The organism is Comamonas sp. 17RB (genome assembly GCF_030056555.1).
Classification (GTDB): Bacteria; Pseudomonadota; Gammaproteobacteria; order Burkholderiales; family Burkholderiaceae_C; genus Comamonas; species Comamonas terrigena.
On record NZ_JASHHY010000004.1, the window covers coordinates 184,245 to 205,345 of the forward strand.

25 protein-coding genes are annotated in these 21,101 nt (G+C 61.3%); 23 read left to right on the plus strand and 2 right to left on the minus strand.

The window, feature by feature from the left end; genetic code table 11:
* Positions 1-118: 118 nt before the first annotated feature.
* From QM470_RS09090 to QM470_RS09115, 6 genes are all read left to right on the plus strand, one after another.
* Entirely contained in the window at positions 119-376 is a 258-nt protein-coding gene (locus QM470_RS09090) for an excisionase (RefSeq protein ID WP_283339006.1), read from the plus strand.
* Positions 337-672 carry an Arm DNA-binding domain-containing protein gene (locus QM470_RS21455; protein WP_502846821.1) on the plus strand — a complete coding sequence of 112 codons (336 nt, stop codon included), beginning with the start codon at positions 337-339 and terminating at the stop codon, positions 670-672. The genes QM470_RS09090 and QM470_RS21455 overlap by 40 nt, the downstream gene beginning before the upstream one ends.
* A 283-nt stretch (positions 673-955) precedes the next feature.
* Positions 956-1,498, plus strand: a complete 543-nt coding sequence (locus QM470_RS21460; protein ID WP_502846825.1) for a site-specific integrase — start codon at positions 956-958, stop codon at positions 1,496-1,498.
* A gap of 325 nt (positions 1,499-1,823) precedes the next feature.
* The gene (locus QM470_RS09105) at positions 1,824-3,191 is read left to right on the plus strand and encodes a putative bifunctional diguanylate cyclase/phosphodiesterase (protein WP_283339009.1); all 1,368 of its coding nucleotides are present in this window, start codon (positions 1,824-1,826) and stop codon (positions 3,189-3,191) included.
* Between the two features lie 757 nt (positions 3,192-3,948).
* A complete protein-coding gene (locus QM470_RS09110; protein ID WP_283339010.1) occupies positions 3,949-4,473 on the plus strand; it encodes a hypothetical protein in 525 nt (174 codons plus the stop codon).
* 529 nt (positions 4,474-5,002) lie between these two features.
* Positions 5,003-5,206 carry a DUF1484 family protein gene (locus QM470_RS09115; RefSeq protein ID WP_283339011.1) on the plus strand — a complete coding sequence of 68 codons (204 nt, stop codon included), beginning with the start codon at positions 5,003-5,005 and terminating at the stop codon, positions 5,204-5,206.
* A gap of 61 nt (positions 5,207-5,267) precedes the next feature.
* On the opposite strand, the gene QM470_RS09120 is transcribed toward QM470_RS09115, so the two are convergent.
* On the minus strand, positions 5,268-6,323 hold the full coding sequence (locus QM470_RS09120) for a phage portal protein (protein WP_283339012.1): 1,056 nt from the start codon (positions 6,321-6,323) through the stop codon (positions 5,268-5,270).
* The gene (locus QM470_RS09125) at positions 6,323-8,197 is read right to left on the minus strand and encodes a terminase large subunit domain-containing protein (RefSeq protein WP_283339013.1); all 1,875 of its coding nucleotides are present in this window, start codon (positions 8,195-8,197) and stop codon (positions 6,323-6,325) included. The genes QM470_RS09120 and QM470_RS09125 overlap by 1 nt, the downstream gene beginning before the upstream one ends.
* Positions 8,198-8,341: 144 nt before the next feature.
* Between QM470_RS09125 and QM470_RS09130 the strand changes: the two genes are divergently transcribed.
* The 17 genes from QM470_RS09130 to QM470_RS09210 all read left to right on the plus strand — a co-directional run bounded on the left by QM470_RS09130 (position 8,342) and on the right by QM470_RS09210 (position 21,091).
* Positions 8,342-9,181, plus strand: a complete 840-nt coding sequence (locus QM470_RS09130; RefSeq protein ID WP_283339014.1) for a GPO family capsid scaffolding protein — start codon at positions 8,342-8,344, stop codon at positions 9,179-9,181.
* A gap of 41 nt (positions 9,182-9,222) precedes the next feature.
* Entirely contained in the window at positions 9,223-10,236 is a 1,014-nt protein-coding gene (locus QM470_RS09135) for a phage major capsid protein, P2 family (protein WP_283339015.1), read from the plus strand.
* Positions 10,237-10,312: 76 nt separating this feature from the next.
* Positions 10,313-11,047, plus strand: coding sequence for a phage terminase small subunit (gene gpM / locus QM470_RS09140; protein WP_283339016.1), 735 nt, complete (start codon positions 10,313-10,315; stop codon positions 11,045-11,047).
* Positions 11,048-11,177: 130 nt separating this feature from the next.
* On the plus strand, positions 11,178-11,666 hold the full coding sequence (locus QM470_RS09145; RefSeq protein ID WP_283339017.1) for a head completion/stabilization protein: 489 nt from the start codon (positions 11,178-11,180) through the stop codon (positions 11,664-11,666).
* A gap of 12 nt (positions 11,667-11,678) precedes the next feature.
* Positions 11,679-11,888 carry a tail protein X gene (locus QM470_RS09150; protein WP_283339018.1) on the plus strand — a complete coding sequence of 70 codons (210 nt, stop codon included), beginning with the start codon at positions 11,679-11,681 and terminating at the stop codon, positions 11,886-11,888.
* 8 nt (positions 11,889-11,896) lie between these two features.
* Positions 11,897-12,169 carry a holin gene (locus QM470_RS09155; protein WP_083520276.1) on the plus strand — a complete coding sequence of 91 codons (273 nt, stop codon included), beginning with the start codon at positions 11,897-11,899 and terminating at the stop codon, positions 12,167-12,169.
* Positions 12,162-12,671: a glycoside hydrolase family protein gene (locus QM470_RS09160; RefSeq protein ID WP_283339019.1), complete on the plus strand. Its 510-nt coding sequence runs from the start codon at positions 12,162-12,164 to the stop codon at positions 12,669-12,671. Before QM470_RS09155 ends, QM470_RS09160 begins: the two co-directional genes overlap by 8 nt.
* A complete protein-coding gene (locus QM470_RS09165) occupies positions 12,671-13,234 on the plus strand; it encodes a hypothetical protein (protein ID WP_283339020.1) in 564 nt (187 codons plus the stop codon). The genes QM470_RS09160 and QM470_RS09165 overlap by 1 nt, the downstream gene beginning before the upstream one ends.
* Positions 13,218-13,739 (plus strand): phage tail protein, encoded by a 522-nt coding sequence (locus QM470_RS09170; RefSeq protein ID WP_283339021.1) that lies wholly within the window; start codon positions 13,218-13,220, stop codon positions 13,737-13,739. Before QM470_RS09165 ends, QM470_RS09170 begins: the two co-directional genes overlap by 17 nt.
* The gene (locus QM470_RS09175; RefSeq protein WP_283339022.1) at positions 13,732-14,367 is read left to right on the plus strand and encodes a phage virion morphogenesis family protein; all 636 of its coding nucleotides are present in this window, start codon (positions 13,732-13,734) and stop codon (positions 14,365-14,367) included. Before QM470_RS09170 ends, QM470_RS09175 begins: the two co-directional genes overlap by 8 nt.
* Positions 14,368-14,385: 18 nt before the next feature.
* Positions 14,386-15,135: a phage baseplate assembly protein V gene (locus tag QM470_RS09180; RefSeq protein ID WP_283339023.1), complete on the plus strand. Its 750-nt coding sequence runs from the start codon at positions 14,386-14,388 to the stop codon at positions 15,133-15,135.
* The gene (locus tag QM470_RS09185) at positions 15,135-15,473 is read left to right on the plus strand and encodes a GPW/gp25 family protein (RefSeq protein ID WP_283339024.1); all 339 of its coding nucleotides are present in this window, start codon (positions 15,135-15,137) and stop codon (positions 15,471-15,473) included. Before QM470_RS09180 ends, QM470_RS09185 begins: the two co-directional genes overlap by 1 nt.
* A complete protein-coding gene (locus tag QM470_RS09190; RefSeq protein WP_283339025.1) occupies positions 15,470-16,330 on the plus strand; it encodes a baseplate assembly protein in 861 nt (286 codons plus the stop codon). The genes QM470_RS09185 and QM470_RS09190 overlap by 4 nt, the downstream gene beginning before the upstream one ends.
* The gene (locus tag QM470_RS09195; RefSeq protein WP_283339026.1) at positions 16,323-16,946 is read left to right on the plus strand and encodes a phage tail protein I; all 624 of its coding nucleotides are present in this window, start codon (positions 16,323-16,325) and stop codon (positions 16,944-16,946) included. The genes QM470_RS09190 and QM470_RS09195 overlap by 8 nt, the downstream gene beginning before the upstream one ends.
* Positions 16,943-19,375 (plus strand): phage tail protein, encoded by a 2,433-nt coding sequence (locus QM470_RS09200; RefSeq protein WP_283339027.1) that lies wholly within the window; start codon positions 16,943-16,945, stop codon positions 19,373-19,375. The genes QM470_RS09195 and QM470_RS09200 overlap by 4 nt, the downstream gene beginning before the upstream one ends.
* A gap of 29 nt (positions 19,376-19,404) precedes the next feature.
* Complete coding sequence (locus tag QM470_RS09205) at positions 19,405-19,746, plus strand: phage tail protein (protein ID WP_283339028.1); 342 nt, start codon at positions 19,405-19,407, stop codon at positions 19,744-19,746.
* Between the two features lie 151 nt (positions 19,747-19,897).
* Positions 19,898-21,091 carry a phage tail sheath protein gene (locus tag QM470_RS09210; protein ID WP_283339029.1) on the plus strand — a complete coding sequence of 398 codons (1,194 nt, stop codon included), beginning with the start codon at positions 19,898-19,900 and terminating at the stop codon, positions 21,089-21,091.
* The last annotated feature ends 10 nt before the right edge of the window (positions 21,092-21,101 follow it).

Sequence of the window (21,101 nt, forward strand, 5' to 3'; positions counted from 1 at the left end):
CCGCCGCGTTTATCGAAATGGGCACATCGAGCCGATTGCATAGACGCGAACACAGCCCTCCCCACCACAACAACCAGCCCCGCCATTCGGCGGGGCTTCCTTTTTTCTGGAGCAGCCAATGAGACACCAAGCAACCCACCAGGCAACCGTGGACACCCACGAGAATCCCGCCGCCGCTAGTGCCCCCGAATGGGTGCTGGCGAGCAAGTACGAAGAGATGACAGGCGTCACCCGCGAAACCGTCAAGCAACGGAAGAAAACCGGCACTTGGAAGATCGGCCAGCAAGTTGCTGTCGTTTCCCGTCGCCTCTACGTCAACATCAAAGCAGCAGACCAATGGATAAAAGACCAAAGCTCGAAACACCACCCGGCGTAACCATCCGCAGATTTGTCACCGGTGACCGCATTCAAATTGCGTTTTCATTCGAGGGCAAAGAGTGCCGCGAGATGCTCCCACCGGGGCCGATCAACAAGTCCAGCATTCAACGCGCAGCAGTTCTTCGAGAAGACAATCAAGGCTGGCGACTTCGACTACGCCGCATTCTTTCCCGACAGCCCGAAGGCCGGTGTCAGCAGGAAGAACTCCGGGCTGATGCGAACGCTTTTGCAAAACCAGCTGGAGACCTACGAGCGCCAAGTCAAAAACGGGCAGATGTCGAAATCCACCTATAACGGCTATGCCAAGGTGATAAACGGCCATCGGATGCGGCACTGGGACAATGTGCATGCGTCCGAGATCACCCCCGGCATGCTGCGCGAATGGATTGGTGAGATGGACTGCACTTCAAAGGCCATCCGAAACACGCTTATCCCTCTGCGCTCCGTTTTCGAGGATGCACTGAATGACGGGGTGATCGAATTCAACCCGTTCGAACGCATTGCATTGGTAAAGCTGATCCGGCAAACGGCCAAAGCCAGTGACTACGTCGTTCGGCCATTCACCTACGCCGAGCGCATGACCATCCTCGACGTTTGCCGAAACGACGAGCGCCCGACCTTCCAATTCTGGTTCAACACGGGCCTTCGGCCTGGCGAGTTACAGGCGCTGGAGTGGGTGCACATTGACTGGGAGCGGCGCGTCGCGCGCATCGTCCAGAACCAAGTGGCGGGGGTCATCAAGGGTCCGAAGACTGCCGCCGGCAAGCGTGAGGTGGATTTGAACGACGAGGCCATGCAGGCCCTCCGCGACCAGTTGCCCATCAGCGGCGCCCGCGGCAAGCGGGTGTGGCTCAACACAGTGACATTGCTCCCCTGGACCACGGATGCCCAGGTGCGCAAAACCGCCTGGCTGCCGATGACGGCCAGGGCCGGCATACCCTACCGCAATCCGTACCAGATCCGGCACACCTATGCCTCAACGCTGCTGACTGCCGGCGCCAACCCCTGGTACGTGGCACAGCAGTTGGGGCATGAGGACGTGGAAATGGTGTTCCGCACCTACGGCAAATTCATCCGCGAGGATTACCAGCAGCCGAAAGCGCTGCCAAAGACAAGCTGAAGCTGATAACCATCTGGAACGTTTGAGCAACAAATCAAGCCACACCGCATAACGGCTGCGTGGCTTTTTTTGATGCTGATGCGATGGGTTGAAACCCATGAAGCCCTCCCACAGAATGACTGCGCGTCTGATCAGTCGATCAGAACCGCCACTGCTTCACCTGGCTATTAATTAATAAAATTATTTCTCTATACAAATTACAAACTATCAAAACAAAAATAATTATAGTCAAAAACAACCGCATTGAAACAAATTGTAATTTACAATACTCGGCTCATTGATTTAAAAAATATCAACTGCTTCAAATTTACAAGGCGCAAGTACGTTGACTAATAAATATAATACAAAATCCTCCCATTACCGAGAGGTTGAGTGGTTGGGGAAAAAATTTCCCCAAAGTGATAAAGTCATAAAAATCAAGCTGCTTTTGCAGCTCAATACCATCGCCTGTACGGTTTTGGGTATATTCTGGGCTGCATGTTATTTTTTATATTCCAGAAATGATCTAGCGCTGATCTTTGTTGGGCTTTTTCTGGTGGGAATATGTTCATATTATTCCGCGAGAAACTTCAGTTATGCATATCTTGCAGGAATGGCGCATGCACTATTTTTGATAGTGACATTGATATCTTTGATAGACAGCCCTCTTGAAAATATTCCGCGCTCTGCCCATGTATATTTCTTGCCTCTCGCCATTGGAGTTGTGTTTATATTCAACCCCAAAGACAAATACATGGGAATTATTTTCCCCAGATTTTGCTTGGCATTTTTTGCCGCTTTCGGAGTAGGACTTTTTGATATAGATTCTTCCAGTTTTTCTCCGCCAGAAAATATTAGAATGATAGGTTGCGTCAGCAACTACACATTTTCCACGTTGATATTGGCATCCATAATAAGAATCTACATCAAAAATTTAAACGAGAAAGTTGATCTCGCATTCAGCCTGGCTCAAGCCGTGGTTAAAAATGAAATTGTGGTTCACTACCAAGTTCAAGTGGATGCGAAAGGCAAGCCTTTGGGAGCTGAGGCATTGGTAAGATGGAACCACCCAGAACGAGGTCTGCTATCTCCCGATAAATTTATTCCATTGGCCGAAGAGAGCCTTGTCATCCGTGATATTGGGCTTGAGGTTTTACGCCAATCCTGCCGTTTGCTTGCAGAATGGTCAAAGGATTCTTCGCTCAAAGACAAATATATAGCGGTCAATGTGAGTCCGGTGCAGCTTGCTGATGAAGATTTCGTCGCTACCGTCATCGAAGTGGTTCAAAATTTCGGGGTCAGGCCTGAGCTGATTGAACTTGAACTGACGGAGTCAGCCTTGATCATCGATGCCGAGCAAGCGATATTAAAAATTCAGCAGCTGAAAGATTTTGGCATCCAATGGGCTCTTGATGACTTTGGATCGGGATTCTCATCGCTTTCTATCATCAAGACATTGCCTGTGCAAAAAATAAAGATAGACAAGCAATTTATTCGAGATGCCAAGTCCAATGACTCTTCCAAAAATCTGTTGAAGAAGATTTTTGAAATATCCGAACTGTTAGAAATGGAAGCTATTGTTGAGGGCGTGGAAGAGCACAGCCAGCACGAAATGCTCATCGATATCGGATACTCTCAGTTTCAAGGGTTCCTGTTTGGCCATCCCAAACCAGCGTCAGAAGTCACAGAGAAGATGAGGTCATTTTTATCTTGAACGGATAACGCATCGTCATCTGGGATCCTCTATTTCACCATGCCGGTGCAAAGTGGATCTTTTTCCGTGATGCGTTTTGACTTGACCGGACCAACCTAGGCAATCAGTCAGCTGGATGAGCTAAAGATCAATTTTTAAAAAAGCAAAAATCCAGCCCCACCAAAGACATCCGTCTTTGATGCCACTTTCCCACGCTACCCTTGCGCCGACCAATGCGACCGGCGCAGCAACGGCGTTGTTATATACGCCTGGATCCTGAGGAAGCGACGCTCGGACACTGAAGTCGGCATGGCCGCCGCGATCGCAAAGCGGCCGGGAATTGCGCACCGGAACCCATGCCAGACCTGATGCAACCCTGCCCCCCGTTGCCAGGCGGCCCGGCACCTAGGCTATGAGGTCGTTGCGATGGGGGTCCGCGCCTAAGATAAGTTCACCAGAAGCCCAAGGCTGAACTTCGCCTGGTCAGCAGGGAGTGATCGGTGCGAATCCCGTGCGAAATCGGTGCGAATTTGGTGACACCACACGACCCTTTGGGGCAAGAAAAAACCGCCACACACTAGGCTTTCCAGTGTGTGGCGGTGTCTTGTATGGTGGAGCTGGCGGGAATTGAAACCGCGTCCGCATCTGCTGCATCAAACACTTACGAACCAACAAGTGAGATCGGTGTGAAATCAATTTGACGTCCACCGCAACCAAGCGCAATCGTACGCAAGCGTCATTTAAGGTAAATTGCGGTCATAGCAGATGATTGGAAACAATGTCTTTATCGATTAAAGAGCTACGTTCCATTGAGCCGATTCGTGACGATCTAGGCGAGCCCACAGAGTCGGCAGAGGAATACGCTTCACGTGTACAGCGCCTCTTACCGAACTTCCCAAATCAAGTCATTAGTCAATGGTTTCAGGAACACGATGGCGTGATTGAGCAGCATGCCTCACTGAACTATCGAACGCTGAAATTTGAACTAACCACCCTTGGTCCAGCTGAGTTAAACCTCCCCTGCTTAGCCGAGCATGCAACGGTCGTTCAGTACCGTGACTATTTCCTTAAAGGTGTAGAAACACCAAGAATGACCAGACTGGCTCAATTCATTCAAGAGCACCATACTTGGCCAGTACCGCCACTGATTTTCGACAATCCGGACGGGAAGTTCGAAATTAGATCGGGCTTCAAGTACTCCATACCCTACGATTTATTAGAAGGGCACCATCGAATGGCCGTGTTATATGCGTTGCAAAAGCATAATCAAGGACGCCACAAAGTCTGGTTGATTAAGAGATGATTTTTCGAAAATAAATTTCCCTTCTCCGTGCAGGATCAAGAACACGCCATGTTCACTTGGCCGCAGCACTGATGGGCCGCTCAACCCGAATCCGCGTTTTACTCGCCGGGAAGCCCACCTGGTCTCCAACTTCTCCTGACGGCATCGCGTGAGCACTTTCCGTCAATACCCGTCATTCTCAGGATGCCTCAAATCCCTGCGTTAGGCCGCGCCTGGAGCGAATGCGCCCTTAGACGACAGTGCCGTCGAAAGCGACAGATTAAGCGCGCAGGCGCGGCGGGGTCTTGACCGCGCGCTGTGGGGGATGGTTGGGGTGCCCGCCGGTCGCCGCCTCGCCCCCCTGCCCCCTGGTGCCCCCCCCTGGGTGACCCAGGGGTGGCCCTGGGTGCCCCCAGCGGGGCCCGGGTGGTCCCTGGTGCACAGGTGGCGGGCTGGTGGCTATGCGTGCTTCATACAGTAGAAAAAGCGTTTGCTCACATGTAGTTAGGCTGCATATACTGTATAAAGATACAGTGTTTAGAGAGCATCCATGCCTTCCAAGAACTCAGCAAATGAGCGGCTTCAGAGAGAGATTGACGACGTAAGCGCGGCCGTGGGGGCCTTGTGCGAGCTGCTGGCCGCAGCCCAGCACGGGCAGATCAGTGCAGATGCACTTCACACCCTGCTGCAGCCGCTCTCGCGCAGGCTGGATCTGGCCGCCGGCACACTGGCAGACTGCACCGCCGCCGGCTGAAAACAAAAAAGCCCCGCAGTGCGGGGCTCTCTGTCATATCCTGGGCTTGGCCGTCAGTGCATCACACCAGCCCGCCCTGCCCAGCCTGGTCCACCCCAGGCAGCACATAGGGCGTCCAGCGGCAGATCTCTTCGCCCATGTAGTCGTTGATCGCACTGCCGATGTGCGCCTGTAGCGGGTACACCTCATTGCGCGCAAACACCCGAGCCGCATCCACCACATTGCCAAAGCCGCCGGCATTGGCTGGCACCACGCCCATCAGCTGGGGCGGCACCCGGTGGGCTGCCAGTTGGTCGTCCCGGCTCACGTTCTTGATGTTGAAGAATTCGTCCTTCGCCGCGGCTTCGCCAATCGGGATCAACTGGATCCCCTTCTCTTTCCCGTTCGGGCTGTGGAAAAACAGGTTGCGGAAGTTGCCCAGGCCCTTGCTACTCTTCAGCGCCTGCCGCAGTGCGTCTACGTCGCCCTGGTTCGTTTCCGGGTCGGTCAGGTACAGGATGTAGCCCGCGTGACTGCCGTTCGTGTAATAGCGCCGACGGAACAGCGTGGCGCTCTCATTCAGCAGCGCCGCCTGCAGGGCCGATAGGTACTGCGGCAACCCATACACCTCCTGGTGCACGTCCGGTTCCAGCACATGGCAAATGCTGCCCTTGGCAAAGTGGTGCGCCTGCTGCCAGGTGCGCACAAAGCCAAATCGCTGCAGATCCTGGTGGCGGCGCACATACTTGGCCAGGGCGTGCTTCAGCTGCATCCCGTCGCCCAGCATGTTGCGCGGCCGCTCCAGGTAGGCATTGCCAAACACCAGATAGTCCGTGGCCAGCTGGCGCATGGTCGCCCGGCTCAGCAGCTTGTGCGGGGTGAACGTGCTGGCCAACACCTGGGCCTTGAAATGGATGGCGCTCTCATGGTGCGTGGCCGCGCGGAACGACCGGGCCAGCCCGTCAAAGCTGACGGGCGGGTCATACCACTCGCCGTTAACCCAGCACTCCACGTAATCCAGGATCTCCCGGCGGTCCAGGACCGCTTCCGGGTCACCAAAAGAGAAAGCCTCCATCCGGGCCGGGCTGGTGGTGGTCAGGGCTGTAGCTTCCGCGGCTGCGGGCATCAGGATGGTCATCAATAAAACTCCATGGTGGCGCCACCGCCGCTGCCGCCCAGGGCAACCGCTTCCAGTGGCTCATTGTCCAAAGCATTCATGCAGGCCCAGGCCAGGTCAGAGTGGCCGGCCTCTTCGCTGCGGCCGCCGGCATAGGTCACATTGCGGCCGCTGGCCGTCATCTCGCGCTTGATCGCCATAAAGCTGCGCTGCAGGTCCACATCCCCGGCGTCAAACTCCAGGCGTCCCGCGCGCATCACGCTCTGCGCCTTCAGCACCAGGCGGGTCTTCACCTCCACGCTGTACTGCAAGGCCTTCACGCTGGGGAAGAACTTCTTCACGATCTGATAGACCCCTTGGCCCAGGCCCGTGGTGTCAATACAGATGTGCTGCACGTTGTACTTTTCGGTCAGCTTGCGGATCTGCTCTGCCTGCCCTTCAAAGTCCGCACCCTTGAATTGCAGGCGCTCCAGCACGCGGAACTTGCCACCTGCCGCATCTGGCGGTGCCAGCACAACTAGGCCGGCGGCGTCGCCCGTGTGGCTGGGGTCATAGCCAATCCACACCGGCTCACGCCCAAAGGGCCGCAGGGCAAAGGGTTTGAAGTCGTGCGCCCATGCATCCCAGCTGTCCACATGGCAGCCCATCAGCATGCTCAGCGGGAACACGGCAAAGCTCTCGTCCACAAACCCGCACATCAGCAGGTTGTCCCATTCCTCGTCGCTGTATTCAAAGCGCAGCTCGTCCAGGTCGAACAGATCGCAGCCCCCTGCAGCGGCATCCAACACCGTCACAATCTGGCGCCAGATCTTGTCCTCACCGGTAAAGCCACCCGCCAGCCAGTCGTGGGTCAGGTTCAGCTCAATGCGGTCCGCCTTGGCGCGCTTGCGGTTGATGCGCGCACCGCTCCAGAAAGCGTAGGCCTGGTGCTGCAAGCTGCTGGGCGTGCTGAAGTAGGTCTTGCGCCAGTGCTTGTGCATGGCCATGCCGCTGGCCACCTTGTTCAGTTCTTCAAAGCGGTGCGTCCAGAAGAATTCATCAAAGTAGAAATTGCCGTGGTAGCCCTGGGCCGTGCGCGCATTCGTGCCCAGGAAATAGAGCGTGGCGCCGTTGGGCAACACAATCGGGTCGCCCTTCAGCTCAATGTCCAGCACCTCCTGCACAAACGCCACGATGTACTGGCGGAAGATCTGCGCCTGCGCCCGGCTGGCAGACAGAAAGATCTGATTGCGCCCAGTCTCCAGCGCATCAATCAGCGCCTCGCGTGCAAAGTACCAGGTCGCACCAATCTGCCGACTTTTCAAAATCACCCGGGTGCGTTCCTGGCTGTTCTGCCACCAGGTCAGCTGGTACTTGAACAGGCTGTCAATGAAGGCGGCTTTCAGCTTCTCCAGCGCCGCTTCACCCAGCGGGTTGCGTTCCGGCTGGCGCTTCGGCCCGGCGTTGCGCTCCAGGATGTTCGGGTTCAGGTCGGCTTCCTTGCCCGTCTTCTCGTAGCGCTGCACGCGCGCCAGGCGCTCAATCTGGCGCCCCAGCAGGTCAATCTCTTTGAAGTCGCCGCCGGTCTTGCTGTCCTTGTTGATCAGCGTGCAAAGGCGCATCTCCAGCGTGCCTTCCACGCGCTGCACCGCCGTGGCCTGTTCCCAGATGTCCGCCTTCTTCCATTCGTGCACCGTGGTGCGCGGCACCTCCAGGTGCTCGGCAATGTGCGTCACCCGCCAGCCCATCCAGTACAGCGCCCGGGCTGACCGGCGCTTGTCCTGGCTGCGGTCCGTCAGCGCGCGCAGCACATCCAGCTCCTGCGCCGGTGCATCAGGCTGCTGGGTGTTGGCAATGGGAAAAGGGTTGTGCTGACCGCTGCGCACACGCGCCCGCCGGTCCTTGGTGGCCGTCATAGGGCTGCAGTTTGGGCGGCATAACGCGCGGGCGCACCCACGCATTTATGTGCAGTGCGCCGCTACAGCGCCAAGCGCTGGCCGCCTACAGGCAAGGCTCAGACCATAGAGGGACCGAACAACCACCCTCTTAGCAGCACACACATGTCAAAGTCCAAATGGTTCCGCGTGGCCACCGAAGGCGCCACCACTGACGGCCGCAAGATCGAGCGCCACTGGATCGACCAGATGGCCAAAAACTTCAGCCCCGCCAAGTACGGCGCCCGCGTCTGGATTGAGCACATGCGCGGCATGCTGCCCGAAAGCGCATTCGCTGCCCAGGGCGACGTGCTGGGCGTGCAAGCCCGCACCGTGGAGGACGGCAAGCTGGCCCTGTTCGCGCAGATCCAGCCACTGGAATCCCTGGTGGCCATGAACAAAAAGGGCCAGAAGCTCTACACCTCGATCGAGGTGGACCCCGAATTCGCCGGCACCGGCGAGGCCTACCTGATCGGCCTGGCCGTCACCGACTCCCCGGCCAGCTTGGGCACCGAAATGCTGCAGTTCGCAGCCCAACACCCCAACGCCAACCCGCTGGCAGGCCGCAAGACCAACCCCAACACCCTGTTTACCGCTGGTGTGGAATTCGCGCTGGAGCTGGAGCCCGAGCAAACCGCCAGCCCGGATACCGGCGTCCTGGCCGCCGCTTTAGCCAAGTTCAGCGCCCTGCTGGACAAGTTCCAGCCGCCCCCCGCAGCGCCTGCCGCGCCGCCTCCCACCACCGTGCACCAGCACAGCGCCCTCCCGGCTGAAGTGGCCGCAGCCCTGGCCGCCGTTCCCCAGACCCTGCAGGCCTTTGCCGACACAGCGGAGAAGTTCAGCCAAGGCCTGGCCAAGCTGGAAGGCAAGCACGACGCCCTGGTGCAGCAGCTCAGCACCCAGTCCGCAGATCCGCACCGCCCTGCAGCCACCGGTGGCGCTGGCCGCGACGTGGCCGATTACTGAGCCCGGCCCGCCACCCTTCACACCCCATTCCAAGGAACCCTATGCGCAACGAAACCCGCCAGCACTTCACTGGCTACATGGACCAGCAAGCCCGCAACAACGGCGTGGGCAGCGCTGCCGATAAATTCAACGTCGCGCCCAGCGTCCAGCAAAAGCTGGAAAGCAAGCTGCAGGAATCCAGCGACTTCCTGGGCAAGATCAACATCATCGGCGTGGCCGAGATGAAGGGCGAAAAGCTCGGCCTGGGAGTCAACGGCACCATCGCCGGCCGCACCGACACCAGCGGCAACAAGTCTCGCCAAACCCAGGACGCCACCAGCCTGTCTAGCAGCAAGTATGAGTGCGTCCAGACCGACTACGACACCCACATCCGCTACGCCACGCTGGATGCCTGGGCAAAGTTCAAAGACTTCCAGACCCGTATCAGCGACCAGGTGCTGCAGCGCTGCGCCCTGGACCGCATCATGATCGGCTGGAACGGTACCCATGCCGCTGACGACACGAACCGCGTGACCAACCCGCTGCTGCAGGACGTGAACATCGGCTGGCTCGAGCACATCCGCACCAGCGCCCCCGAACGTGTGTTGAAAGAAGGTGCTGCCGCAGGCAAAGTCACCATTGGCCCTGGTGGCGACTTTGCCAACCTGGATGCATTGGTCTACGACGCCACCAAGACCATGCTGGACCCCTGGTATCAGGAAGACCCGCAGCTGGTCGCCATCCTGGGCCGCGACCTGATGCACGACAAGCTCTTTCCCCTGGTGGAAAAGAACGACGCGCCCACCGAGCGTCTGGCCGCTGACATCGTGATCAGCCAGCGCCGACTGGGCGGTCTGCCGGCAGTCGTGGTGCCCTACTTCCCAGCAGGCACCGTGCTGGTCACCCGCCTGGACAACCTGTCCATCTACTACCAGGACGGTGCCCGCCGCCGCGGCGTCAAGGATGCGATGGAGCGCAACCGTATCGAGTTCTACGAGTCCAGCAACGACGCCTTCGTGGTCGAAAAATTCGGTCAGTGCGCCCTGGTGGAAAACATCGAATCCGTCAACCCCTGACCTCGCCTGCTGTCCCCTTTGGCCGCTGCCGCCGCGGCGGCAGCGGCCCTTTTCTGACCCGCACACCCCCAACACCATGCCCCAGACACCCTGCCAGCGGCACCGCGCCCGCATCCTTGCTGCCCAGCAGGCCGCCCAGGCGGCGGCTGCAGACCCCCATGGCCCCATGCTGGGGGCTGAACATGAACTGATGCTGGCCCAGCTCCACGCCCACCTGCGCACCCTCAAGGCCATTCAGTCCGTGGAAAAGAAGATCGAAGCCAAGCGCACCATGCTGGCCGACTTCGATAACTACCTGGACGGCGTGCTGGAGGCCGACGCCGGCGCCCAGGATCCCGTGGTCACCACCCTCCTGGTGTGGCACCTGGATGTAGGGAACTGGCGCCAAGGCCTGCAGCTGGCCGGCTACTGCCTGCGCCACGGCCTGCAGCTGCCCGACAAGTACCAGCGCAACCTGCCCACCCTGCTGCTGGACGACATCAGCGAAGCCGCCATTGCCGGCAAGCTGGCCGGAACCGATGCCATGGTGGCGCTGGCCCAGGTGGACGAACTCACCAACGACCACGACACCCATGACCAGGCCCGCGCCAAGCTGCACAAGGCCATCGGCTGGGCCGCCATGGGCAAGACCGCCACGCATGACGTGGACGCCAAGCAGCTGCAGCGTGAGCAAGTGGCCATTGCCCTACCCCAGCTGCAGCGCGCCATCGCCCTGCATGTGCAGATCGGCGTCAAAAAAGATGTGGAACGCCTGGAACGCCGCTGGAAGGAACTGCAAGCGCAGGCCCCAGCCGACCAGGCGCCCAACTGAGCGCACCCCGCGCCGGGCGGCTCCAGGGCCGCGGCCACGCCGGCGCCGCCGCGCACGGCCAACGTCCTGGACCACCGCCCACCTGTGCCATCCGCTCCAACCTGCCCAACGCAACACAGCGCCCTGCACCATGAATGGATTCATCGTCACAGCCAACCCGCCAGCGGCCACGAAAGAGCCTGTGGTCAGCAATGGCACCTGGTTCCCAAACATGGACCCGGCCCAGGTGCGCAAAGCTTGCCGGCTGGATGGCACCGTTACGGCAGACCGCCTGCGCCCCGCCTTGATGGACGCCATGCTCAGCGTCAATGCAGAGCTGCAGGAATGGGCGGACGAACAACGCACCCGCTGGGGCTATGCCTGCCTGGCCAATGTGCCTGCGCCCCAGATGGATGGCGAAAGCGCCAAAGTCCTCTACTACCGCCGCGCTGTGCACGCCTGCCTGCAGGCAGATCTGGCAGAGGCCTACCGCAACCTCTCCACCATCCCCGCGGGCTCCGGTAAGGCAGACCGCGTGCTGGAAGACCTGGCCATCCAGGTAGACCAGCACCGCCGCAACCAGCGCTGGGCCATTGCAGATCTGCTGGCCCGCCCCCGCTGTACCGTGGATCTGCTGTAACCCCCGTCAGCCATGGCCACGCAAATCCGCACCCAACAAGGCGAAACGGTGGATGCCCTGTGTTGGCGCCACTACGGCCGCACCCGCGCTGTGGTGGAAGCCGTCATGCAGGCCAACCCAGGCCTTACCCGCCACGGGCTGGTATTGCCGCAGGGGCTGCTGGTCACCATGCCGGACATTCCGGTGCCCAAACCCAAACCCACCGTGCAGCTGTGGGACTGAAAGCAACCATGGGACTCAAAACAGACACCGTTGTGGAAGCCGCTGGCAGCGCCGCCTTTGGCCAGAAGATCACCGCCGGTGGCGCAGTCGGCGCCGCTGGTGGCTGGTTCTTCTCCAGCGAATTCGCTGCCGTGGCCGGCCTGGTCATTGCCGTGGTGGGCCTGCTGATCAACTGGCACTACCGCCGCGTGGAAGCAGGTTTCAAACGCGAAGAGAATGCCCGCCAGCAGCGGGAACATGAAGCCCGCATGCGCAAACTACAGGGGGAATGCCATGAATAAGCGCATCCCTGCATCCGCCCTGGGCCTGACCGTCGCCATCCTGGCCGCCTGGATCGGGCATGAAGGCTTCACCGCCGCACCCACCATCCCCACCAAGGGCGATGTGCCCACCATCGGCCACGGCGCCACCCACTATGAAGATGGCCGCCGCGTCACCCTGGCAGATCCGCCCATCACCCGCCAACGTGCGGGTGAGCTGGCCGCCAACCTGCTGCAAAACACCTACGTGGCCTGCGTCAAGCGCAGCCTGGGTGACACACCCATGCACCCCGTGGAGTTTGAACAGGCGGTGGACTTCGCGGGCCAGTACGGCTGCGCCAACTGGAGGAACAGCACCATGCGCGCCCAGTACGTCGCCGGCAAATACGGCCCGGCCTGCCAGGCCTACCTGCGCTACAAGTTCGCTGCCGGGTACGACTGCAGCACCCCGGGCAACAAGCGCTGCATGGGGGTGTGGACCCGCCAGCTGCAGCGCCACGCCGCATGCACGGGGGTGCTGTGATGCTGCGCCCCTCTACCGACCGCCTGGCCGTTGCCGTCCTGCTCTGTGCCGTGCTGCTGGCGTCCTTCTACGCCGGCGTGCTCTTTGAAGGCCGCCGCGTGGCCCGTGCCGCCGCGGTAGAACTGCAAGACCTGCAGCGGCGCCACGCCCGCACCACCGCCTGGCTGCGCGGGGAACGCACTGAAGCAGAGGCCGCCTTACGCCACCGCATCACCACCTTGGAAAACCAGCTGACCGATGACCAGAAAGAAGCCGATGCAGCCCACAACACCCATCTTGCTGGCCTTGGTGCTGGCACTGTCCGCGTGCACGTCCCTGTCGTCCTGCCCACCAGCTGTCAGCCCGCTGGAATACAGCCCCCCGGACTTTCCGGCGCTGAACCTGGCCCCACGTACGCCGAACTTGACCCAGCGGCAGCAGCAAGTCTTGCCGGCATCAGCCACGACGGGGACCAGGCCATCCGGGAACTCAACCACTGCATTGCCCAGTACGGCGAAGTAAAGCAGGCCTTCACCGCCTGGCGCCAGAAGCTGCAGGAGCTGGACCATGCGCAAACCCGTTGACCTTCGCAATCACCTGTCTGCAGCGCTTCCCGATCTGCAGCGTGAACCGGAGCGGCTGGTCATGCTTGTCACCAGGGGCAGCGTAAACAGCACCGCCACCGCGGCCCTGTCCTGGGAATATGCCTACACCCTGCGTCTGTTGTTCCTGGACTGGGTGCTGCATGCCGACAGCATCATGGCGCCACTGCTGGCCTGGGTGAAGCACCACCAAAACGAGCTGCTGGCCAACCCTAGTAAAAACGGCATCCGGTTTGAAGCCGAACACCTCAACACCAGCGCCATGGATCTGGTCATTGACCTGGACCTGACCGAACGGGTGCTGTGCCGCCCCCGTGAGGGGGTGGAAGGCGGTCTGGACCTGCACCATTTGAACGACACGCTGCCCCTGCACTTGCCAAAGAACGAGCATTGGAGAGTGTTTCTGCAAGGGGTGGAGGTTGCGCAATGGGATCTGCCCGCCAATCCGCCGCACCTTCCGCACCTGATGCCACAGCGCCATGGCTGAAGACCTCCAACGCCTGGAAGATTGGCTGTCGCCGCTCACTCGCCAGCTGGGCCCCAATGCACAGCGCCGCCTTGGGCGCTCGATCGCCATAGAGCTGCGCAAAGACAATGCCCGCAACATTCGCCGGCAGGTAGGGCCGGATGTGGACCGCTGGGATAAGCGCAAGGCGCCGCGTGAAGTGGCCAAGCCCATCCGCTACTTCTACAGGGCGCGCGACGGTCATGAACGTGAGCTGGAAATGTCCAGCTACCGCAATGAAGGTGACCGCATTGTTGGCTACGACAAAGAAGCGGGCGCCCTGCGCACCATGCTCAAGAAGGGCATGCTGCGCTCCATGTCGCCACAGCACCCCAGCGGCGGCAGCGCTCAGAAGCGACGCGCACAGTACATGCTCACTGGTTTTGCCCGCAGCCAATTCATGCGCATTCAATACTCGTCGCAGGATGCTTCCGTCTTCTTTGGTGGCCGGGCCGAACGCTTGGCACGCATTCACCACTTCGGCCTGCGTGACAGTGTGAGCCCAGGCGGCGCGCAATATGACTACCCTGCCCGCCCGCTCCTGGGCATCGGCGTCCCCTTGCGGCAGCGCGTTTCCGGGATGATCCTCGACCACCTCGCCGGCCATTGATGGTTTAAGCGCCGCTACATGCGCACGCGCTGGCGCCCGCGCGTAGCGCTGGGCACCATGGCTGGCATGTCCGATCAAGCGCCAGAACACAGCCCGGTAGAGCTGTACCGCCTGCTTGCCAACCTCATTCGTGAGGGGCGCGTTGAAGAAGTGCGCCCTGGCCGTCCTGCGCGCTGCCGGGTACGTGCCGGCGAACTGCTGACCACCTGGGTGCCCTGGGTCACCCTGGCCGCCGGCGGTGGCCAGCAGGTGCGCCATTGGCGTGTGCCCGCCATTGGTGAGCCCTGCCTGCTGTTCGCCCCGGGCGGCGATCTGGCCCAGGCATCCGCCCTGGTGGGCTGCTTCAGCGAAGACATGCCCCAAGGCTCCGAGAGTGCCGATGTGGAGCGGCACGACTTCAGCGCCACCGATTACTGGGAACACAACCGCCAGGCCGGCACCCTGGTGCTGGACATTGCCCAGTCCATCACCTTGCGGGTGGGTGCGTCCAACCTGCACATCACGCCGGAAGGCACCACGCTGACCACGCCCAAGTACACGGTGGACAGTGCCCAAAGCACTTTCACCGGCAAAGTCACCGTGGCCGGATTGCTCACCTACCAATCGGGCATTGCTGGCTCGGTCGGCACCAGTGGTGGCACCAACACCATCGCCGGCGGATTCACGGTCGAAGGCGGCCAGATCACGCACGACGGCAAAAACATCGGAAGCACCCACACCCACACCCACCCCGACACGCACGGCGGCAACACCGGGGGCCCGCAATGATGGACCGCATCACTGGCCGCCGCGTCACCGGCATTGCGCACCTGTGCCAATCCATTGTGGACATCCTGACCACCCCGCTCGGCTCCCGGCTGGAACGGCGCACCTACGGCAGCATCCTGCTCAGCCTGATGGATGCCCCTGCCAACTCCATCACCCGCCTGCGCTGCTACGCCGCCATTGCCAGCGCACTGATGAACTGGGAACCTCGCTTGCGCGTCACCCGGGTGGGGCTGGACTTCGGGCCGCAGCCCGGCCAGGCCACCCTGGCGCTGGAGGGTGAATACAAAGGCCGCAGCGTGAGCCTGTCCGCCGCCCTGCCACTGCTGGGTGCTGCATGAGTGTGGATCTGTCCCAACTGCCGGCCCCCAATGTGGTGCTGCCGCTGGACTTTGAAGCCGAATTTGCCCGCCTCAAAGCCCAGGTGGTGGCAGACATGGCAGACGACTATCCAGAAATGGCCGACGTGCTGGAACTGGAGTCCGAACCCGCCACCAAGCTGCTGCAGCGCTGGGCATATGAAAACGTGGCCATGCAGGCCCGCATCAACGACAGCGCCAAAGCCGCCATGCTGGCCTATGCCGTGGATGAAGATCTGGACGTGGCCGCCGCCAACAACGGCGTGCAGCGCCTGGTGGGTGAAACCGACGGCCAACTGCGACGGCGGGCACAAATGGCGTTTGAAGGGCTGACCGTCGCCGGCAGTCACGGTAGCTACATCTTTCACGCCTTGGGCGCGGATGCCGATGTGCTGGACGCCATGCCCATCACCACCACCCCGGGCACCGTCCGGGTGTACGTGCTATCCCGCGTGGGGGACGGAACCGCCAGCCCAGAACTGCTGGAGAAAGTCCTTGCAGCCCTGAGCCCGGACGACGTGCGCCCCCAGAACGACACCGTAGAAGTCGCCTCGGCCGAAGTGCTGCACTTCGCCGTCAAGGCGCTGCTGCGCCTGTACCCCGGTCCCGCCAGTGCATCCGCACTGGAACGTGCAGGCACCGCCCTGGCCACCTACCTGACCAGTTGCCGCCGCTTTGGCTACGACGTGGCAGAAAGCGGCATCAAGGGCGCGCTGCATGCGCAAGGCGTGCAAAAGGTGTCGCTGGAAACGCCAGTTGCCGACGTGGTGGTAGAGCCCCACCAAGTGGCCTACTGCACTGGCGTGGACATCCAGCCAGCAGAGGGCAGCTATGTCTGATGCCCACCTCCTACCCCCCAACGCCACCCCGCTGGAGCGGGCCATGGCCAAGGCCGGCCGCCTGCGGCACACCCCGGAAGTCATCCGCACTCTGTGGAGCCCCTGGGACTGCCCCCTCCCCATGCTGCCCTGGCTGGCCTGGGCCTGGAGCGTGGACGAATGGGACCTGGCCTGGACCGAATCCCAGCAGCGCGCCATGGTGGCCGCGTCCATGCGCCTGCACCAGAAGAAAGGCACCACCTGGGCCGTGCGTGAAGCCCTGCTGCGCAGCGGCCTGGAAAGCGTGCGCGTCATCGAACACCCCGAGGGTGCCCACTGGGCGGAATTCGATGTGGACGTGGCCGTGGTGGACCGCCCGCTCACCCTGGCAGCCATGGAACGCGCCGCCGCGCTGATCCAGGAATACAAGCGCCAGGCCTGCGTGCTGCGCACCCTGCGCACCAGCCTGCAAAGCCGTGGTGCCATGTACTACGCCATGCACTTGGTCAGCGGTGCAGTCACCACCGTCTACCCCTTGCGGGTGGAAAGCATCAAGCCGCCTCCCATTGCCATGCATCTGGCCTTTGGCCAGCACAGCGCGCAGACCACCACGGTTTACCCAATGGACGCACCATGAGTCAGAAGTACTTCACCATCCTCACCAACACGGGCGCGGCCCTTCATGCCAATGCGCAGCTGCAGCAAACCACCGTCCCCTGGACGCATCTGGTGCTGGGTGATGGCAATGGGGTGGAGCCTGTCCCCAGCCCTGCACAAACCGGCGTGATCCGTGAGGTAGACCGCCTGGCCATCACCAACATCCAGCCCGACCCGGACAACCCCAACTGGATCGTCATTGAAGCCGTCATCCCGGCAGACCGCGGGGGCTATGTGGTGCGCGAAACGGCGCTGATGGGTGGCAGCAATGGCAGCCAGTGCATCGCGGTAGGCAACTACCCGGCGGCCACAAAGCCCCTGCTGTCAGACGGCGCGGGCAGTGAGCTGGTAATCCGCGTCGTGGTGGAGATTGCCTCCACCGCCACGGTCACGCTCAAGATCGACCCTGCCGTGGTGATCGCCTCGCGTGACTACGTGGACAAGGCCATCCAGTCCGAACTGGGCAAGCGCGACCACAAGCAAAGCGTGCGCGTGGCCACCGTGGGGCCTATCACTCTGTCGGGCGTGCAGAGCATTGACGGCATCGCCGTGGTCGCCGGCGACCGCGTGCTGGTCAAAGACCAGGCCGCTGCGGCTGCCAATGGCATCTATGTGGCCACCGCCGGCGCGTGGACGCGTGCTGCAGATGCGGACAGTGATTCCAAGCTCAACCCAGGCGCAATCATTCCTGTGGAGGCAGGCAGTGCAAATGGCGACACGCAGTGGACCCTCAAGACTGATGGCCAGGTGACCATTGGCACCACAGCGCTGAGCTTTCAGTGGACCGGTGGCCTGAACGCCCCAAACCAGGCGCAGAGCGACAACAGCCAGAAAGTTGCAAACACAGCGTTTGTGAGGGCTGCGATTGCAGCTCTAACCACCACAGTAAGCAACGACCTGGCTGGAAAGCAACCGCAGGACGCCACGCTCACGGCGCTCGCAGGGCTTGCCACCGTGGCCAACCAGCTGATCTACAGCACCGGGGTGGACACCTTTGCCACTTCAGCGCTCACTGCATTTGCCCGGTCATTGCTGGATGATGCAGATGCTGCTGCCGCACGCCTGACGCTGGGTGCCGCACCTCTGGCATCCCCCGGTTTCACCGGTGCACCAACTGCCCCCACTGCGGCTGCAGGCACGAACAACACCCAACTTGCGAACACAGCGTTTGTCCAGGCCGCGGTGGCTGCGCTGGTTGCCAGTTCACCCGCTGCACTGGATACGCTCTCTGAACTTGCAGAAGCGCTGGGCAACGATGCCAACTTTTCCACCACCGTGATGAATGCGCTTGCGGCCAAGGCGCCGCTGGCGTCGCCAGCGCTCACCGGCGTTCCAACCGCACCTACGGCAGCTGCGGGAGTGAACAGCACGCAGTTGGCCACCACCGCTTTCGTGCAAGCGGCTGTCAATAGCGTTACCACTATCAGCATCGCAGGATCTGCCACCACCGCACTCACTGCCGCGCAGTCAGGGGGTGGGGTCATTGTCCTGACAGGCGCTGTGACGGGCGCCAAGGCTGTGACGGTACCTGCCACGGCAAGCAAATGGACCGTGAAGCACGGCGGCACCGGAGCCTTTGGCGTGACGTTCAAAACGCCCGCCGGCACCGGCGTGGTGCTCTGGCCGGGAGACTGCCTGGACGTGTTCTGCGACGGCACAAACATCATCGGCGTTGAATCGCTGCCCCGCACATACACCATCGGCGCGTTGCCAACAGTGGATGTTGGGCCGATCTTCGTTACCGACGCGCAAGAGCTGTGGACCTGGCAGACCGCCGCATCCAACGCCGTGGCCGGCGTTTCAACCGCGATGTCATTCGCCGGTTATCGCAGCCACAGCTGTGGCGCTCCGATCTTCGGCCACACGTACAGCCCCAGGGTATTTGAGCTGGACGCCGTAGGCGGCTGGGTCAGCAAAACAGCATACGCAGGCCTGTGGGCCTACGCGGTAGGGAATGGCCTTGTCGTCGCATTCGCCAACTGGGCGGCAGGTATGCACAAGTTCGTCGATGGCGATGTGTACACGCCGGGCGGCGCAAATGCTGGGAAATTCCTGCTGCCGGACCTGCGCAACCAGTTCCTGCGTTTCACAGGTACCGATGCGGACACTGCAAATGCCCGAGCACTTGGGACGCGTCAGCTTGACGCCCTCCAGAACATTACGGCATCGCTGAATGGCAGCACCTCGGCCGGCTATCAGTTCCTTGGCGAGTGGGCTTCGGCTACAGAAGCGAATGCTGCAGCGACTGGTGCGCTGGGGCTTTCTCACATCTCCAAGGCTGGATTCCCAGACACCACGAATGTGGCCTTTGTTGGCACGGGGATCACCTTCGATGCCTCGCGTGTGGCCCGTACAAGTGCCGAAACCCGAGGCGCAAATGCCGCGTTTGTGCCCCGGGTGCACGTTTGATATTTGCAGTGTTTTCTTCAGGAGTAGTGATGAAGTCGATCAACGTCTACCAGGCTGACCCCAACGGCTTTTTTATGTACGCATCCAAGGCCAATGAGCTGGCCCTTGATCCTGGCAACTTCAATGTGCCTTTTGGCGCTGTGCCCGCCGCGCCGCCCGAAGCCATCCCCGGCCAGGTGGCACGCCTGGTGGATGGCCAATGGGCCTTGGTCGAAGACCACCGCACCGACACGCTGTACGTCATTGCAAGCGGAGCCCGCTACACGCTGGGCGAAGCAGTTGAAGGCCAGCGCTATGACGGTGGCGGCCCCCTGCCCGAGTGGCTGACAGACATACAGCCTGAGCCAGCGGAGGCGGTAGAGGCGGAGTAGCCGCCTCCACCGGTAGGCAGCTTTTGGCAACAAGCCCGCATTGCGCGGGCTTTTCTTTTGTAGCCCACGCACCTACACCCTCCCGTTCTGGCGCGCACGCGGGTGGATCGCGACCATTGAGGGGTCGCAAACTCCAGCCCCTCAAGCGCCCATGTCCACCGAATACCACCACGGCGTGCGTGTCCTCGAAATCACCGAGGGCATCCGCACCATCCGCACCGTATCCACGGCAGTGATTGGCATGGTTGCCACCGCATCCGATGCCGATGAAGCAACCTTCCCGCTGAACAAGCCAGTCCTCATCACCCATGTGCGCAACGCCATCGCCAAGGCGGGCGTGCTGGGCACGCTGGCCAAGTCGCTGGATGCTATTGCCGAGCAGTGCCTGCCCATCACCGTGGTGGTGCGCGTGCCCGATGGTGTGGGTGAAACCCCGGAAGAAAAGGCCGCCAGCCTGACCAGCAACGTCATCGGCGGCGTGGCGGCGGACGGCACCTACACCGGCATGAAGGCCTTGCTGGCGGCGCAGGGCAAGCTGGGCGTCAAACCCCGCATCCTGGGCGCGCCTGGTTTGTCCACCCAACCGGTGGCCACGGCCCTGGCCACGCTGGGGGAACAACTGCGCGCCATGGCCTACTGCGGCACCTATCAAGACACCGTGGGCGATGCCATCCTCTACCGCGGCGAATTCGGCAAGCGCGAACTGATGCTGATCCATGGTGACTTCCAGCGCTGGGACACCGTGTCCAATGCCACCGTGGACGCCTGGGCCGAAGCCTATGCCCTGGGCCTCCGCGCCAAGATCGACCTGGAAACCGGCTGGCACAAGACCCTGTCCAACGTGACGGTCAACGGCGTCACCGGCATCAACAAAGACATCTATTGGGATCTGCAGAACCCCAGTACCGATGCAGGACTGCTCAACGGTGCGGACGTCACCACCCTCATCAACCGCGACGGCTACCGCTTCTGGGGCAGCCGCACCTGCAGCGACGAACCCCTGTTTGCCTTTGAAAGCGCCGTTCGCACCGCGCATGTGCTGGCCGACAGCATTGCAGAGGCCCACATGTGGGCCGTGGACAAGCCCCTGCACCCCAGCCTGATCAAAGACATCCTGGACGGCGCCAATGCCAAGTTCCGCGAGCTGATTGGCGGTGGCTATCTGCTGGGCGGCAGCGCCTGGTTTGACGCCACCGTCAACGAAGCGCCCACCCTCAAAGAAGGCACTGCCTTCATTGACTACGACTACACCCCCGTGCCGCCGCTTGAAAACCTCACCTTCAAGCAGCGCATCACAGACCGCTACTTCGCTGATTTCGCGGCCAACGTCAAGGCCGCAGCCTGACGGCCCACCA